Source organism: Rhizobacter sp. (assembly GCF_031412495.1).
GTDB lineage: Bacteria > Pseudomonadota > Gammaproteobacteria > Burkholderiales > Burkholderiaceae_C > Schlegelella_A.
Window position 1 is genome coordinate 1 of record NZ_JANODC010000251.1, and the last position, 15,905, is coordinate 15,905.

Annotated in this window: 13 protein-coding genes and 1 pseudogene; 9 read left to right on the forward strand and 5 right to left on the reverse strand. The window is 71.4% G+C overall.

What is annotated here, in order from left to right:
- Positions 1 to 155 precede the first annotated feature (155 nt).
- The 4 genes from AC30N0_RS09620 to AC30N0_RS09635 are packed head-to-tail and all read left to right on the forward strand — an operon-like array spanning position 156 to position 5,864.
- Positions 156 to 2,030: a potassium transporter Kup gene (locus AC30N0_RS09620; protein ID WP_489517704.1), complete on the forward strand. Its 1,875-nt coding sequence runs from the start codon at positions 156 to 158 to the stop codon at positions 2,028 to 2,030.
- Positions 2,031 to 2,044: 14 nt separating this feature from the next.
- Positions 2,045 to 3,049, forward strand: coding sequence for a glutathione synthase (gene gshB / locus AC30N0_RS09625; RefSeq protein ID WP_489517705.1), 1,005 nt, complete (start codon positions 2,045 to 2,047; stop codon positions 3,047 to 3,049).
- A gap of 26 nt (positions 3,050 to 3,075) precedes the next feature.
- Positions 3,076 to 5,052: an ATP-binding cassette domain-containing protein gene (locus AC30N0_RS09630; RefSeq protein ID WP_489517706.1), complete on the forward strand. Its 1,977-nt coding sequence runs from the start codon at positions 3,076 to 3,078 to the stop codon at positions 5,050 to 5,052.
- A gap of 11 nt (positions 5,053 to 5,063) precedes the next feature.
- Positions 5,064 to 5,864 carry an SAM-dependent methyltransferase gene (locus tag AC30N0_RS09635; RefSeq protein ID WP_489517707.1) on the forward strand — a complete coding sequence of 267 codons (801 nt, stop codon included), beginning with the start codon at positions 5,064 to 5,066 and terminating at the stop codon, positions 5,862 to 5,864.
- On the opposite strand, the gene AC30N0_RS09640 is transcribed toward AC30N0_RS09635, so the two are convergent.
- Positions 5,808 to 7,355 (reverse strand): aminotransferase-like domain-containing protein, encoded by a 1,548-nt coding sequence (locus AC30N0_RS09640; protein ID WP_489517708.1) that lies wholly within the window; start codon positions 7,353 to 7,355, stop codon positions 5,808 to 5,810. The genes AC30N0_RS09635 and AC30N0_RS09640 overlap by 57 nt on opposite strands.
- Before the next feature lie 49 nt (positions 7,356 to 7,404).
- On the opposite strand from AC30N0_RS09640, the gene AC30N0_RS09645 reads away from it, so the two are divergent.
- From AC30N0_RS09645 to AC30N0_RS09655, 3 genes are read left to right on the forward strand one after another with little or no spacing between them, the layout of a single operon-like run.
- Positions 7,405 to 8,403, forward strand: coding sequence for a DMT family transporter (locus tag AC30N0_RS09645; protein ID WP_489517709.1), 999 nt, complete (start codon positions 7,405 to 7,407; stop codon positions 8,401 to 8,403).
- Positions 8,400 to 9,614: an aminotransferase-like domain-containing protein gene (locus tag AC30N0_RS09650; protein WP_489517710.1), complete on the forward strand. Its 1,215-nt coding sequence runs from the start codon at positions 8,400 to 8,402 to the stop codon at positions 9,612 to 9,614. The genes AC30N0_RS09645 and AC30N0_RS09650 overlap by 4 nt, the downstream gene beginning before the upstream one ends.
- Entirely contained in the window at positions 9,611 to 10,447 is an 837-nt protein-coding gene (locus AC30N0_RS09655; protein ID WP_489517711.1) for a PhzF family phenazine biosynthesis protein, read from the forward strand. The genes AC30N0_RS09650 and AC30N0_RS09655 overlap by 4 nt, the downstream gene beginning before the upstream one ends.
- A gap of 23 nt (positions 10,448 to 10,470) precedes the next feature.
- Here AC30N0_RS09655 and AC30N0_RS09660 read toward each other — a convergent pair whose 3' ends face one another.
- Genes AC30N0_RS09660 through AC30N0_RS09675 form a run of 4 tightly spaced genes read right to left on the reverse strand, consistent with a single transcriptional unit; the run spans position 10,471 to position 14,843 of the window.
- Positions 10,471 to 10,782 (reverse strand): hypothetical protein, encoded by a 312-nt coding sequence (locus AC30N0_RS09660; RefSeq protein WP_489517712.1) that lies wholly within the window; start codon positions 10,780 to 10,782, stop codon positions 10,471 to 10,473.
- Positions 10,761 to 11,723, reverse strand: a complete 963-nt coding sequence (locus AC30N0_RS09665) for a Wzz/FepE/Etk N-terminal domain-containing protein (RefSeq protein ID WP_489517713.1) — start codon at positions 11,721 to 11,723, stop codon at positions 10,761 to 10,763. Before AC30N0_RS09665 ends, AC30N0_RS09660 begins: the two co-directional genes overlap by 22 nt.
- Before the next feature lie 11 nt (positions 11,724 to 11,734).
- Positions 11,735 to 14,341, reverse strand: a complete 2,607-nt coding sequence (locus AC30N0_RS09670) for a polysaccharide biosynthesis/export family protein (RefSeq protein ID WP_489517714.1) — start codon at positions 14,339 to 14,341, stop codon at positions 11,735 to 11,737.
- Positions 14,342 to 14,393: 52 nt separating this feature from the next.
- Positions 14,394 to 14,843 carry a c-type cytochrome gene (locus tag AC30N0_RS09675; RefSeq protein ID WP_489517715.1) on the reverse strand — a complete coding sequence of 150 codons (450 nt, stop codon included), beginning with the start codon at positions 14,841 to 14,843 and terminating at the stop codon, positions 14,394 to 14,396.
- Between the two features lie 138 nt (positions 14,844 to 14,981).
- Between AC30N0_RS09675 and AC30N0_RS09680 the strand changes: the two genes are divergently transcribed.
- Both AC30N0_RS09680 and AC30N0_RS09685 read left to right on the forward strand, forming a co-directional pair.
- Positions 14,982 to 15,659 (forward strand): cytochrome b/b6 domain-containing protein, encoded by a 678-nt coding sequence (locus AC30N0_RS09680; RefSeq protein ID WP_489517716.1) that lies wholly within the window; start codon positions 14,982 to 14,984, stop codon positions 15,657 to 15,659.
- Positions 15,660 to 15,687: 28 nt separating this feature from the next.
- Positions 15,688 to 15,905: pseudogene (locus AC30N0_RS09685) on the forward strand (GNAT family N-acetyltransferase); the annotation flags it as partial.

Here is a 15,905-nt window from a genome sequence, read left to right on the forward strand (position 1 = left end):
TGGTCGCGGCCAGCTACGAGCTCGAGGCGACGGACCCGGACGCCGAGATCTACGAGTAGCGGCCTGCCCTCTACGGGCGCCGCGGCCGTGGCGCCGCGAGGCACAATGCCCCTCCTCCTTTGCCCGGCCGCCGCAGCGCGCCACCGGGCCCGCGTGTGACCCAGACCCGACCCGCCTCCAGCCTTGCCGCGCTGACGCTCGCTGCCGTCGGCATCGTCTATGGCGACATCGGCACCAGCCCGCTCTACGCGATCAAGCAGGTCTTTGCGGAGGGCCGCGTTCCGCTCAACGAAGCCAACATCTTCGGCATCCTGTCGCTCGTCTTCTGGACGGTGACCATCGTCGTTTCCGTCAAGTACGTCGTGCTCATCCTGCGCGCCGACAACAACGGCGAAGGCGGCCTGGTCGCGCTGCTGTCGCTGGCTTCGCAGGCGGTGCGGCATCGGCCGGTCATGCGCCGCCGCCTGCTCTTCATCGGCATCCTCGGCACGGCGATCTTCTTCGGCGACGGCGTCATCACGCCGGCAATCTCGGTGATCTCAGCGGTGGAAGGCATCGAGATTGCCGCGCCGGGACTGCACGATTACATCGTGCCGGTCACCCTGGTCATCCTGACCGGCTTCTTCATGTTCCAGCGCTTCGGGACGGCGCGCGTCGGCAAGGCCTTCGGCCCGATCATGATGGTGTGGTTCGTGGTGCTCGCGGCGATGGGCCTGGCCCACATCGTCATGAACCCGTCGATCCTGCTCGCAGTGTCCCCGCATCACGCGTTCGCGTTCGTCGTCGGGCAGCCGGGCATTGCCTTCGTCGCGCTGAGCGCGGTGGTGCTCTGCATCACCGGGGCCGAGGCGCTGTACGCGGACCTCGGCCATTTCGGCAAGCGGCCGATCCGGGCTGCATGGTTCGTGGTCGCCATGCCGGCACTGCTCCTGAACTACTTCGGGCAGGGCGCGATGATCCTCAGGGATCCGGCGACCGTCCGGAACCCGTTCTACGAGATGGCGCCGTCCTGGGGCATTTACCCGCTGATCGCCCTGGCGACGGTGGCGACGGTGATTGCCTCCCAGGCGCTTGTCACCGCTGCGTTCTCGGTGACCAAGCAGGTGATCCAGCTCGGCTACCTGCCGCGCCTGCGCATCGTCCACACCTCCGAAAGCGAAACGGGCCAGGTGTACGTGCCCTTCATCAACTGGTCGCTGTATGCGGGTGTGGTCGTCGCCGTGACGTTCTTCGGGTCGAGCACACGACTGGCCGGTGCCTACGGCATCACCGTGACGATCGACATGTTCATCACGACGATCATGACCTTCTTCGTCATCCGTTATGCCTGGAAGTACCCGTGGTACCTCGTCATCGGCGCGACGGGGTTCTTCTTCCTGGTCGACCTGGCGCTGATGTCCGCCAACCTGGTGAAGATCCTCGACGGCGGCTGGTTCCCGCTCCTCATCGGCGCGCTCATGTTCACGCTGATGATGACGTGGAAGCAGGGGCGGCGGCTCATGTCGGCGAGCCTGCGCGAGGACGCCATCGATCTCAAGAGTTTCCTCGAGTCGGTCTTCCTCAGTCCGCCGACCCGCGTTGCGGGCACGGCGGTGTTCTTGGTTGTCGACCAGGGCCTGACGCCCAACGCGCTGCTGCACAACCTCAAGCACAACAAGGTCCTGCACGAGCGCAACCTCTTCGTGACGGTGCGCCACCACGAGGTGCCCTGGGTCGAGCCGGCCGAGCGCAGCGTGATCGAGCCGCTCGGTCACGACTGCTTCCAGGTGACGCTCAACTTCGGCTTCAAGGACGAGCCCGACGTGCCCGTCGGGCTCGAAAACCTGCGCGCGCACGGCTGCTCGGTCGACGACATGGACACCTCGTACTTCCTGTCGCGCGACATCGTCATTCCCACCTTCGGCGGCGGCATGGCCGACTGGCGCGAGAAGCTCTTCGCCGGCATGCACCGCAATGCGTCGGCCGCTGCCGACTTCCTGCGCCTGCCCACCAATCGGGTCGTCGAGCTCGGCTCGAAGGTCGAGATCTGAGTATCCTGACCGCCATGCAACTGCTCTTCGTCGCCGATCCCCTCGAGAGCTTCAAGACGCACAAGGACACCAGCTTCGCGATGATGCGCGAGGCTGCCGCGCGCGGCCACGAGCTGCTCGCCTGCGAGCCGAGCGACCTGGTCTGGGAGAGCGGCGGGCGGGTCATGGCGCGGGCGCGGCGCTTCCGGCTCGACCCCGCCAGCGAGGCCGGTGGCACGGCCTGGTTCACCGAGACCGCGGCGGCCGCGCCGCTGGCGCTGGCCGATACCGACGCGGTGCTGATGCGCAAGGACCCGCCCTTCGACGGCGAGTACTTCTACGCCACGCACCTGCTCGAGCGCGCCGAGCGCGAGGGCGCGCGCGTGTTCAACAAGCCGCGGGCCCTGCGCGACCATCCCGAGAAGCTCGCCATCCTCGAGTTCCCGCAGTTCATCGCGCCGACGATCGTCACCCGCGACGAGGCCGCGATCAAGCGCTTCCACGACGAGCACGGCGACATCGTCCTGAAGCCGCTCGACGGCATGGGCGGCATGGGCATCTTCCGCGTCGGCCCCGACGGGCTGAACCTGGGCAGCATCACCGAGACGCTGAACCGCAACGGCGCGACGACGGTGATGGCGCAGCGCTACCTGCACGCCATCGTGCAGGGCGACAAGCGGGTGATCGTCATCGACGGCGTGCCGGTCCCGCATGCGCTGGCGCGCATCCCGCAGGGCAGCGAGATCCGCGGCAACCTGGCCGTCGGCGGCAAGGGCGTGGCGCAGATCCTCAGCGCCCGCGACCGCCAGATCGCCGAGGAGATCGGCCCCATCCTGGCCCGGCGCGGCCTGCTCCTCGTCGGCCTCGACGTCATCGGCGACTGCCTCACCGAGATCAACGTGACCAGCCCGACCGGGTTCCAGGAGATCACGCGGCAGACCGGCTTCGACGTCGCCCGGACCTTCGTCGACGCGCTCGAGCGCGCCCTGGCCGAGCCCGTCGGCGGCATCGGCGGCACCGTCGCTGGCCTCGGCGCCTAGGCCGGCGCGGTCGAAGCGAGCCGGTCATGGCCGTTCTCTCCCTTTCCGACGCCCACCTGGCGTACGGCCATGTCGCCCTGCTCGACGGCGCCTCGCTGTCGCTGGAGGCGGGCGAGCGCATCGGCCTGATCGGGCGCAACGGCACCGGCAAGTCGTCGCTCCTGAAGGTCATCGGCGGCCTCGAGAGGCTCGACGACGGCCTGCTGCAGCAGACGCAAGGCCTGCGCATCCGCTACGTGCCGCAGGAGCCGGCCTTCGACGATGCCGGCACGGTGTTCGACGCTGTCGGCGAGGGCGTGGCCGAGGCGCGCGTCGTCCGCGATGCGTACGAGGCGCACGCGGAGGGCGCCGACCTCGACGGTGATTACCAGGGCTGCGGGCTCGACGCCCTGCAGACCCGCATCGAGGCGCTCGACGCCTGGAACTGGGAGCAGCGGGTCGAGACCACCCTGGCCCAGCTGCACCTCGACGGCGGGCGCACGATCGCCGAGCTCTCCGGCGGCACGAAGAAGCGCGTGGCACTGGCACGGGCGCTGGTGGCCGTGCCCGACGTGCTGCTCCTCGACGAGCCGACCAACCACCTCGACCTCGACTCGATCGCCTGGCTCGAGCAGCTGCTCGCCGGCTTCGCCGGCAGCGTCGTCGTCGTCAGCCACGACCGCGCCTTCCTCGACGCCGTCGCGACGCGCATCGTCGAGCTCGACCGCGGCGTCCTGCGCAGCTACCCGGGCAACTTCGCCGCTTACGAAGCGCGCAAGGCCGACGAGATCGCCGCCGAGGCGCTCGGCAACGCGCGCGCGGACAAGCTGCTGGCCCAGGAGGAGGTCTGGGTCAGGAAGGGCGTCGAGGCGCGCCGCACCCGCAGCGTCGGCCGGGTCCAGCGCCTGCAGGCGCTGCGAGCGCAGCGCACGGCGCGGCGCGAGTCGCTCGGCCGGGTCCGCCTCGAGGCCGACTCGGGTGCGCCGAGCGGCAAGATCGTCGCCGAGCTGCGCGACGTCTCGTTCCGCTTCCCGCCCCCGGACGGCCGGCCCGCGCATGAAGGCAGGCTGGTGGTGAACAACTTCTCGGCGACGCTGCTGCGCGGCGACAAGGTCGGGCTGATCGGGCCGAACGGCGCCGGCAAGACGACGCTGCTCAAGCTGATCCTCGGCGAGCTGCAGCCGAGCTCGGGCATGGTGCGCCGCGGCACGCGCCTCGAGGTCGCCTACTTCGACCAGCTGCGCAGCACGCTCGACCTCGACGCGACGCTCGCCGACGCCGTCAGCCCCGGCAGCGAATGGATCGAGACCGGCGGCGGCCGGAAGCACGTGATGAGCTACCTGAACGACTTCCTGTTCTCGCCGGCGCGCGCCAGCTCGCCGGTGCGCACGCTTTCCGGCGGCGAGCGCAACCGGGTCCTGCTGGCGCGCCTGCTTGCCCTGCCCGCCAACGTGCTGGTCCTCGACGAGCCGACCAACGACCTCGACATCGACACCCTCGAGCTGCTCGAGGAGCTGCTGCAGGGCTACGCGGGCACCGTCTTCCTGGTCAGCCACGACCGCCGTTTCCTCGACAACGTCGTCACCAGCACGATCGCCTGGGAGGGCGAGGCCGAGCCGGGGCTCTGGCGCGAGTACGAAGGCGGCTACGAGGACTGGCGGACCCAGCGGGAGCGTGCCGACGCCTTGCGCGCCGCGGGTGCGAAGCCGGCCGGCCCGACCGGTGCCGGCAAGCCGGGCGGCACGGCAGCGGCGTCCGCCGTCGCTGCTGCCGCCGCCGGCGGCACCCAGGCAGTGCCGGCCCGGCGCAAGCTCAGCTACAAGGAACAGCGCGAGCTCGACGCGCTGCCCGACCGCATCGAGGCGCTGGAGATCGAGCAGAAGGAGCTCGCGGCCCTGCTGGCGAGCGCCGGCCTCTATGCCGAGGATCCGGTGCAAGCCGAGGCGGCGCAGCGCCGGCATGCGCAGATCGACGACGAGCTGCTCGCCGCGCTGGAGCGCTGGGAAGCGCTCGGCACCCGCTAGGCACCGGCGACATGAGGACGTCCCGCCTGGCGGGGTCGGCGCTGTTCACGCTGGCGCTGTCGGCCGCCTCGGCGCTCGCCCAGGAAGAGGTTCCCTTCATCACCAGCCCGGACGTGGTGACGCTGGAGATGCTGCGCAGCGCCGACGTCGGGCCCTCCGACTACGTGATCGACCTCGGCTCGGGCGACGGCCGCATCGTCATCACCGCGGCGCGGCTCTTCGGGGCCCGGGGCCTCGGCGTCGAGATCGTGCCCGACCTGGTGCAGAAGAGCCGCGACAACGCCCGCCGCGCCGGTGTCGACAGCCGGGCCGAGTTCCGCGAGCAGGACCTGTTCACGGCCGACCTCGCGCCGGCCAGCGTCGTCACGCTCTATCTCCTGCCCGAGGTCAACCTGCAGCTGCGCCCGTCGCTGCTGGCTCTCAAGCCAGGCACGCGCATCGTCTCGCACGACTGGGACATGGGCGACTGGCGGCCCGACCGCACGACCGAGCTCGACGTGCCCGACAAGCAGGTCGGGCGCGAGAAGAAGAGCCGTGTCCACGTCTGGATCGTGCCGGCGCAGGTGGCGGGAGAGTGGTGCGGTGCCGGGCCGCTGCGCGGCACGCGGCTGTCGCTCGAGCAGGCGCACCAGCGCTACCGCGGCACGCTCCGGCACGAGCGGCGTTCGACCGCCGTCGAAGGCATCATCTCCGGCACCGAGCTGCGCCCGGCGCGGCCGGGCAAGCAAGCCTGGACCCTCCGCCTCGACGGCGGCTCACTGCGCCGCATCGTCGGCGGCAGCGAAGGGGCGGGCGCCTTTCAGCGCTGCTGAGCGCACCGCCGCCAGCGCTTTCCAGAAGCGGGCGTCCTGCGACGTCGCGAAGTTGATCCGCATCAGCGTCGTCGGCCGCGGTTCGGCGTGGAAGAGGGTGCCGGGCGCGATCAGCCAGTCGTCGATCAGCGCATGCGCGAGGCGCTCGGTGTCGACGCCGGTATCGACCCAGCCGAACAGGCCGTTCGGCTCGGCCGCGAAACGGCAGCCGTGCGCCTCGACCAGGCGGACCGTGCGCGAGCGCGCCGTCGCCAGCCGCTCGACGACGCGCTCGGCATGCCGGCGCAGCCAGCCCTGCTCCAGGCAGTGCGCCATCGCCAGCTCGCCGGCGCCCGGGGTCGTCAGGGTGCTCAGCAGCTTGGTGTCGACGAGGCGATCGACCAGCGCCGGGGGCGCGGCGAGAAAGCCGACGCGCCAGTTCGGGGTCAGGATCTTGGAGAAACCCGAGACGTAGATCGTCCGCTCGAGCGCGTCGAGGGCGGCGAGCCGGGGCGCGTGCGCCGGCGCGAGGTGCGCGTAGGTGTCGTCCTCGACGATGTGCAGGTCGTACTCGGCGGCGAGCTGCAGCACGCGGTGCGCCGACTGCAGGCTGAGCGATGCCCCGGTCGGGTTGTGCAGCACCGAGACCGTGACGTACAGGCGCGGCCGTCCGGCCGGCTTCTGCGCCTCGATCAGGCGGCGCATGGCGGCGACGTCAGGACCGCTGTCGCCGCGCGGCACCGGCAGGACGCGCATGCCGAGCGCGGCCAGGCGCGCGTACTCGACCGACCAGCCGGGCTCGTCGACGAGGACGCTGTCGCCGCTGCGCAGCAGGCTGCGCGTGACGACGTCGAGTGCGTGCGTGGCGCCGATCGTCGTGACGATCTGCTCCGGCGCCGCGGCGATGCCGTGGTCGGCAAGCTTGAGCGCCAGGGCCCTGCGCAGGCGCGGCTCGCCGGCCGGGTCGCCGTATTGCAAGGCGGTGGCCGCGACCTGCCGCGTCGAGGTGGCGCGACGCATCGCCGCCGCCAGCATGGGCGCGTCGAGCCAGTCGGCCGGCAGGGTGCCGAGCCCAGGCATAGGCTGCGCGCCGGGACCTTGGAACATGGCGCGGATCAGGGCCGTGGCGCTGTTCGGCAGCGGCCGTGGCGCGGCATCGCCGCCGCTTCGGGACGTCGCTCGGGTCGCAGGGCCAGAGATCGGCCTGGCCCGGACGAAGAAGCCGCGCTGACGCCGCGCCTCGACCAGACCGAGCGCCTGCAGCTGGTCGTAGGCAGCGACCACGGTGTAGGGACTCACCGCGTGGCGCCGTGCGCACTCGCGCACCGACGGCAGGCGCGCGCCCGGTGCGAGCAGGCGCTGCCGGATGTGCTCGGCATAGCGCTGCGTCAGCTGTTCGGCCAGCGGCGTGTCGGCGCTGCGCGACAGCGCCTGCCCCGCGGCAGGCTTCGCTGCGGCCTGGCCCGTGCGCTGGCGTGCCGGCCGCTGCACCGGTACAGGTGATTCCGTCATGCGCCTTAGTGTACTGGCGGTGTGCTGGTCACGGGCCTACACTGGACCGGTGCACAAGAGAACTTCGACGATCGACCGCAACGTCTCGCGCGGCCTTGCCCTGGGGCTGTTCGGGGTCGCCTTCTTCGCCCTGACGGTGCCGATGACGCGCCTGGCCGTGGGCGCGGCCGATGCACCGCAGCTGCCGCCCCTGTTCGTCACGTTCGGCCGGGCCGCGCTGGCCGGCCTGCTCAGCTGCGCGTACCTGGCGATCACCGGCTCGCGGCGGCCCCGCCGCGAGCAGTGGGCCTCCTTCGCGGTCTGCGCGCTCGGCACCGTCGTCGGCTTCCCGCTCCTGCTGGCGCTCGCGCTCCGCCACGTCGATGCCGTCCACGCCGCGGTCGTGACCGGCGTCCTGCCCCTGGCCACCGCGATCGCTGCGGCGATCGCCTTCCGGCAGCGCCCGTCGGCCGCGTTCTGGCTCTGCTCGCTCGCGGGCGCGGCGCTCGTCGTCGCCTTCGCTGCGTGGAAGGGAAGCGGCGCGCTCGTCCTCGCCGATGCCTTGCTGCTCGGCGCGGTCGCCAGCGCCGCCGTCGGCTACGTCGCCGGCGCGCACCTGTCGGCGCAGATGCCGGCCGAGCGGGTGATCTGCTGGGTGCTGGTCGGCAGCTTGCCGCTGACGCTGCCGGCCATGCTGGTCGTGTGGCCCGACCGCGCCGCCGACGCTGCGGCCTGGGGCGGCTTCGCCTACGTCACGGTGTTCTCGATGTGGCTCGGCTTCTTCGCCTGGTATCGCGGCCTGGCCCTCGGCGGCACCATGCGGGTGAGCCAGGTCCAGCTGGTGCAGCCTTTCCTGGCCATGCTCTTCGCCGTGCCCCTGCTCGGCGAGCGGCTCGACGCGGGGACGGTCGGCTTCGCGCTGGCGGTGGTCGCAACGGTCGCCCTCGGCCGCCTCACGTCGGCAGGGACGCCGGACAGGGGCGGGAGCGCGCCCGTCGATCCTGGCCGCGCGTTTCGTGTCGGCGCCGTCGCCTCCACGGCCCGCGCCGGCTCCGGGGGCGAGCGATGACGCGTCTTGCGGCGGGCCGGCCCTGGCAGCTCGCGCGTCGCACCGCGGCCATGAACCCGTCGGCGATCCGCGAGATCCTCAAGCTCACCGAGCGGCCGGGGATCATCTCCCTCGCCGGCGGCCTGCCGTCGCCGGACAGCTTTCCGATCGAGATGCTGCGCGAGGCCAGCGCCCGCGTGCTCCGCGACACGCCGCGCGAAGCCCTGCAGTACGCGGCCAGCGAAGGCTTCGGGCCGCTGCGCGAATGGGTCGCCGAGGAACTGGGCGCGCAGGGCCTCGACGCCGATCCGGCCCAGGTTCTCATCACGACCGGATCGCAGCAGGGGCTCGACCTGGTCGGCAAGGTGCTGATCGATGCCGGCAGCGCGGTCGCCGTCGAGTCGCCCACCTACCTCGGCGCCCTGCAGGCGTTCGCGCCCTTCGAGCCGCAGTTCGTGACCGTGTCCGGCGACGACGAAGGCCCTTCGGCCGAGGCCCTGCTCGCGTCGGCCCCGGGCGCTCGCTTCTTCTACGTGCTGCCCAACTTCCAGAACCCGAGCGGCCGCTTGATCGGCGCGGCCCGGCGCGCCGAGATCGTCGCCGCGGCGCAGGCGATGGGCGTCCCCATCGTCGAGGACAACCCGTACGGCGACCTCTGGTTCGACACCCCGCCGCCGCCGCCGCTGGCTTCGCACTGGCCGCAAGGCACGGTCTACCTGGGCAGCTTCTCGAAGGTCCTCGCGCCGGGGCTGCGCCTGGGCTACGTCGTCGCGCCGCCGGCGCTCTTCGACAAGCTCGTGCAGGCCAAGCAGGCCGCCGACCTGCACACGCCGGGCTTCAACCAGCGCATCGTTCACGAGGTGGTGCGGTACGGCTTCCTGCGCAGCCACGTGCCCGCGATCCGCGCCCGCTACAGACGCCAGCGCGACGCCATGGAAGCCGCCCTCGCGGCGCACCTGCCGCGCAGCGGTGCCTCCGCGTGCCGCTGGCGCACGCCGGGTGGCGGCATGTTCTTTTGGGTCGAGCTGCCGGCAGGCGTCGACAGCGAGGCGCTGCTCGTCCGCGCCGTCGAACGTGGCGTCGCCTTCGTTCCCGGCACGTCGTTCTTCTGCGGCCCGGTACGGGGCAACACCTTGCGCCTGTCATTCGTCACCGCCCCGCCGGCCGCGATCGAGCGCGGCGTCGCCGCGCTCGGCGCCGCCTTGCGCGACATGAAGGAGTCCACCCCATGACCCGCTTCGCCTTCACCCAGGTCGACGTCTTCACCGACACCGCGCTGCGGGGCAACCCGCTCGCGGTCGTGCACGGCGCGGACGCGCTCGACAGCGATCGCATGCAGGCCTTCGCGCGCTGGACCAATCTCAGCGAGACGACGTTCCTGCTGACGCCCGCCGACCCTGCGGCCGACTACCGGGTGCGCATCTTCACGCCCGGTGGCGAGCTGCCCTTCGCCGGCCACCCGACGCTCGGCAGCTGCCACGCGTGGCTCGAGCGCGGCGGCCGCCCGAGGGCCGCGGGCACGGTGGTGCAGGAGTGCGGCGTCGGGCGGGTCCGGATCCGTCTCGATGGCGCGCGCGCCGCCTTCGCGGCGCCGCAGCTCGAGCGCGGCGAGGTCGACGCCGCCGATCGCGCCGGCGTCATCGAGGCGCTCGGCGTCTCCACCGGCAAGCTCGTCGACGCGCAATGGCTGAAGAACGGCCCGCGCTGGCTCGGGCTGCTGCTCGACTCGGCCGAGACAGTGTTGTCCATCGCGCCCGACGCGGCTCGGATGAAGCGCTTTCCCGAGGTCGGCCTCATCGGTCCGCACCCGGCCGGCAGCGCGACGGCGTTCGAGGTGCGGGGCTTCGTCAGCCACCCGAACCTGTACGAGGACCCGGTCACGGGCAGCCTCAACGCCGGCCTCGCGCAGTGGCTGATCGGCTCGGGCCGCGCGCCGGAGCGCTACATCGCCAGCCAGGGCACCCGTCTCGGCCGTGCCGGCCGCGTCCACATCGCGCGGGAAGGTGACGAGCTCTGGGTCGGCGGGCAGACGGTCTCTTGCGTGCGCGGCGACGTGGAACTCTGAGCCGCCGGGAGCGCACCGAGGCTTCAACGTCGTCGCAGGCTCCAGGCCTTCGCCATCCCGCTCCAGGCCGCCGCGCTCTGCGGATCGGTGGCCCGGACCAGCGCCAGGTAGCGGCGCACGACCACCCACATCGAGACCAGCAGGAAGGCGAGCAGGGCGCTCGCCAGCACGATCAGCGCGCGCGACGGCTTCGACTTCCAGTCCGGCGGCAAGGCGACGTCGACCTGCTGCAGCGCCGGCCCTTCCTTGGCTTCGTCGAGCTTGGCGATCTCGTACTGGCGGATCATGCTTTCGAGCAAGGTTTCCTGGATCTTCAGCTCCCGTCGCGCGCGCACGTACTCGATCGCGGCTTCCGGGATCCTGCCGACCGGCATGTCGACGGCGCTGCCGTTGGCGCCGCCTTGCGCCGACTCCATGCGGGTAGCTCGCTGCGCAGGGCACGCAGTTCCGAGTTCAGCCGGATCACGTCGGGATTCTGCGAGGTTGCCGAGCCCCGGAGCACCTTCAGCTGCACCTCGCGCTCCGAGATCTGCGCCCGCACCACTGCCGCGCCGGTGATCAGGGCTTCCGCCTGCTTGTCCAGCACGATCACCCCCGATTTCTCCTGCACCGTTCGCAGGCCCTGCTCGGCGCGGATCAGGTTTTCCTTGGTGTCCTGGAGCTGCTTCTCGAAGAAGGCGCGGCGCAGCTGCGCCTCGGAGACGGCGAGCCGGCCGAGCAGCTTGGTCACCTCGGTCTCGTGCGCGTTGGCGAGATCGGCGGCGAAGCGCGGGTCCTTGTCGTCGACCTCGACGCTGATGACGCCGCTCTTCTTGTCGGAGGCGATGCGGATGTACGACGGCAGGAGCTTCCGCAGCGCTTCGTAGGACTCGACCTCGTAGTGCTCCTGCAGCTTGAAGCGTTCGGCGAGACCGCGCTGCACGCTGTCGCTCTTCAGGAGCGCCACGTAGAGCTCGTCCGGGGACTTGGCCGTCAAGCTGCCGCCGAGGCCGCCGAGCGAGCCGAGCGAGCCGAGCGCTGCGAGCGCCGCGGCCGAGCCGCTCTGCTGCTGCGAGTTCGGTGCCAACAACGTCGTGCGGGCGGTGTAGACGGGCGGCAGCAGCAGGGCCACCACGAGCGCGACGACCGCCGCAACGACCGTGGTGCCGGCGATGAGCAGCTTGCTTTCGCCGAGCCAGGTGAGCACGTCGGCGAGGCCGATCGCGGGGCCCTCGTCGTCGCCGTCGTAAGGCGGCTGTGCCGCCGAGAGCGGCGTCGTGGAATCGGCGCTGAGCATCGTGCGACCGATCAGTTGCGGATCGAGTTGATGGCCGCGATGCCGATGCCGAAGCCGGAGAAGATCTGCGCGAAGTCCTTGAGGTTGCGGACCAGGGCGCGGCCCCAGGTCTCGAAGTCCAGCTGGTTCGGGACGATGAGCGCGTCGCCCGGTTGCAGCACCTGCGACTCGAGGCCGCCGCGGCCAAAGAAGCCGCGCCGGTCGGCGGCGCTGTTGACGGTGCCGTCGGCGCGCAGGATGAACATGTTGGACGTGTCGGCGGCCTCGTCGGCGCCGGCCAGGCGCAGGTAGTCGCCGGCGGTGCGACCGGACTTCCAGACGAAGGCGTTGCTGTTGACGACGGCGCCCGCGACCGTGACGAAGCCGGGCCGCGGCGGCACGCTGATGCGATCGCCGTTCTCGAGCGGCACGTCGGGCAGCGATGCAAGCGTCACGTCGCCCGGCTCGAGCTCGAGGGCAATGCGTCCGTTCGGTTCGATGCGCGACAGCCGGACGAGCTGCGCCTGCGTCGCCGTCGTGCTGACCGCAGCCGATGTGCTCGCGCCCGCCGCGTCATCACGCCGGTTGGCGGCGTCGCGCGCGGCCTGCACCGCTGAGAGAGCCTCTAACCGGGCGATCGCCGCAGCCAGGTTCTCGCGCTGGCGCGTCCGCGTCTCCTCGCGTGTGAATTCGAGTCCGTAGACGTAGGCCTGCCCGGTGAAACCGCCGGCCCGGGCGATCAGCCCGCGCAGGGTCTCGCCGGCCTGCAGCTGGTAGATGCCGGGGGCGTTGATCTCGCCCTCCAGCGAGACGAGCCGGGTCTGCCGCGAGACCGGCCCGCGCACGTCCTTCTGGCTGTACACGGTGACGACGTCGCCGGGAGCCAGGGCGATGTTGTTCGCCGGATCGCCTTGCAGCACCGCGCGGCCGAGATGGAACGGGATCACCTGGGTGCTCAGGTCGGGGTTGAGCCGCTCGATGGTGGCGTAGTCCCAGTTCAGCTCGTCGAACAGGGCCGCCGGCGTGCGCCGGGAACGGGCCACGGCGGCGCGGTCGGCCTCGCGCGAGCGGCGCTCGGCGCCGCTGCGCGGGATGCCCGGCGCAGATTCCATGTCGGAGCGGAACTCGCGCCGCTCGTCACTCGGCAACTGCTGGCGTGGCTGGCGCGCTTGTCGGGAGGTGCCGGCCGAGCCGTCGCGGAGGTTGTCCTCGCGCTCGGCGAGGCCCGGACGCGGCCGTTCGAAACCGCGTTCTTGATTGGCGCTCGGCCGGCGGTCGTCCTCCTCGTCCTCGATCACCTGCACGAGCAGGTTCTTGCGCCGGTAGAAGTCGGGCGTGATGAGCGCGTCGCGGTCGGGGATCAGGTCGCGGATGCGCATGCCCTCGGTGAACGGGTAGCGCAGCGGCTGGGCGACGTGGCCGCGCAGCGTCACCGCGTTGGCGAACTGCGGCGAGATCGCGAGCAGGCTCAGCACGTCGCCGTCGCGCAGCGTCTTCTGCAGGCCGGCGGTGTCGAGGCGGAAGCTCTCGACGAAGCGGGCGGCGAGCGGCTGCGCCGGGTCGATGCGCTCGAGCTGGACCCGGTTCGGATTGGCGAGCACGGGCGCGCCGCCGGCGTAGCGCAGCACCTCGCTCAGCCGCTCCTGCGCCGCCTTCAGCTCGTAGATCGCCGGGGTGTCGATGGAGCCGGTGAGGGCCACCCGCGGCCCGGCCGGCTGGAAGACGACGACGTCGCCGGCGGCGAGCTGCACGTCGCGGGACTTGTCGCCCTGGACCAGGAACTCGTAGACGTCGAGCTCGGAGATGACGCGGCCGTCGCGGCGCAGCAGGATCCTGCGCATCGACCCGCTCGGTGCCGGGCCGCCGGCGGCGACGACGGCCGAGAGCAGCGTCGCCTGGCTGGACAGGGTGATCACGCCGGGGCGGTGTGCCGGGCCGACGACGAAGACGCGCAGGCCGCGCAGCTGACCGAGCGAGACGCTCAGGTCGAAGTTCGTGTAGAGCCGGCCGATCTGCGCGCGCAGGTTGCGCTCGAGATCGGCGGCCTTGACGCCGGCGACGTTGAAGCTGCCGACCTTGGGCAGGTTGAGCATGCCGTTGCGGTCGACGGTGCTGCGGTAGTCGACGTCGATCGCGCCCCACGCGCGCAGGACGATCTCGTCGCCGGGGCCGAGCGTGTAGTCGGCCGAGACCGGCACGTTGTCGAGCGACTGGAAGGTGTCGGCCGCATCGGCGAAGAAGGGCGCGCCGAAGATCGGCAGCATGCGCCCGGTCGCGCCTTCGACGAAGCGCTGGAACTCGTTCGGCTTCGGCGGCTCGGGACGCATGGCCAGGCCGTCGGGGCCGAGGCGGCGGTCGGAAGTCGGCGCGGCGCTGCCGCGTGGGCCGGGGCCGCTCCGCGCGTCGGTTCCGGGCGAACGCTCGAAACCGTTCGGCGTGCGCACCGAAGGGGACGTGCCCGGTGCCTGCGCGCCACCGGGCACGGTGCCGGTGGCAGGCATCCGGTCGGGGTAGCCGGGCGTGCTGAAGGTGCCGGGCTGAGCCTCGCTCTGGGCACGAGCCGCGGGCGCGGCTCCCACGAGGCCGGCCAGCGCGGCCAGCATCGCGGCCACTCGGCACCGCTGGAAGAATCGCAACATCGGGTTCAGGAAAACGAGCGGAACACGGGCCGCGATCCTGTCGATCGTAGCCTTACTCCTTCTGATAGCTGTCGTGGCAGGCCTTGCACGAACCGCCCACCGGGCCCACCGCGGCCTTGATGGTGTCGATGTTGCCGGTCTTGGCGGCTGCGTTGAGCTTGACCATCTCCTCCTGCATCTTCGCCGCGGCAGCGCGGAACTTGTCCTGCTCGGTCCAGATCTTCGGCAGCGCCCTCGTCTGTCCCTTCTCGCTGCCTTCGACAAATCCGGCGAACGGCAGCTTGGAGAGGATGGTCGCCAGCTCGGCGTTGTCGGCGATCGCTTTAGCGTCGAAGGGGACACGCCCGTTGGCCATGGCCGCCACCCGGCCGAAGTGCGTGGCCATCATGGTCATGCCGGATTGGCGATAGCGAATGGCGTCCTCAGGTTTTGCGAACTGTGCTGCCACTGGCAGGGCAGTGACCGCGCCTGCGATGGCAGCGGCTACCATCAGCATCGGCATGAAAGATCGGGACATAGAGATCTCCGGGTTCGATCGGGGTGGGCGTGAACACGCCGGCAGACGCCGGAACGCTGCGCAGTGTAAGCAGGCAGGCGGCACCGCGTCAGCCCGGGAAAGCTCCCGGGCGGGCCACGCGGCATGAGCGAGCCGCAAGCGGTTCGGGTCTGGGACCTGCCCACGCGCACGTTCCACTGGATCCTGGCGGCGTGCGTGATCGCCTCCGTCGTCAGTGCCAGGATCGGCGGCAGCGCCATGGTGTGGCACTTACGGATCGGCTATGTCGTCGTCACGCTGCTCGCCTTCCGCCTGCTCTGGGGATTCGTCGGCGGCCACTGGTCGCGCTTTCGCGCCTTCGTCTACGCGCCGGCGACGAGCCTGCGCTACCTGCGTGGCCGAAGCCTCGCCCACGAGCACCATCACGTCGGCCACAACCCGGTCGGCGCCTGGTCGGTGTTAGCGCTGCTGGGCGTGCTCGCCGCGCAGGTGGGAACGGGCCTGATCGCCGACGACGAGATCTCGAACAGCGGCCCGCTGGCCCGGTTCGTCTCGACCGCGACGAGCCTGGCCGCGACGTCCTGGCACAGGCGCTACGGGCAGTGGATCGTCATCGCCTTCGTCGTCCTCCACGTCGGGGCGATTGCCTTCTACTGGTTCAGGCGCCGGCAGAATCTGGTCGGACCGATGCTGCACGGCGACAAGCTGCTGACGGAGGATGTACCCGCTTCGATCGACACTGCGACGTCGCGTGCGCTCGCTCTGGTCCTCGCGGCGGTCTGCGCCGGTGTCGTCGCCTGGCTCGTCAGCCTGGGCGGCTGAGGCCGGCCGCCTGCGCGCCGACCCGCACATGCCCGAAGACTCTTCCCGGATCGAGCTTCGCAGTGCCTCGAGCGCGGCCGACATGGCGGCTGCCGCCGATTTGTTCCGCGAGTACGAGGCCAGCCTCGAGGTCGACCTCTGCTTCCAGGACTTCGACGCCGAGGTGGCCGCCCTGCCCGGCGAGTACGCGCCGCCCGCAGGCCAGCTCGTGCTCGCCTGGGTCGACGGCGAGCTCGCCGGCTGCGG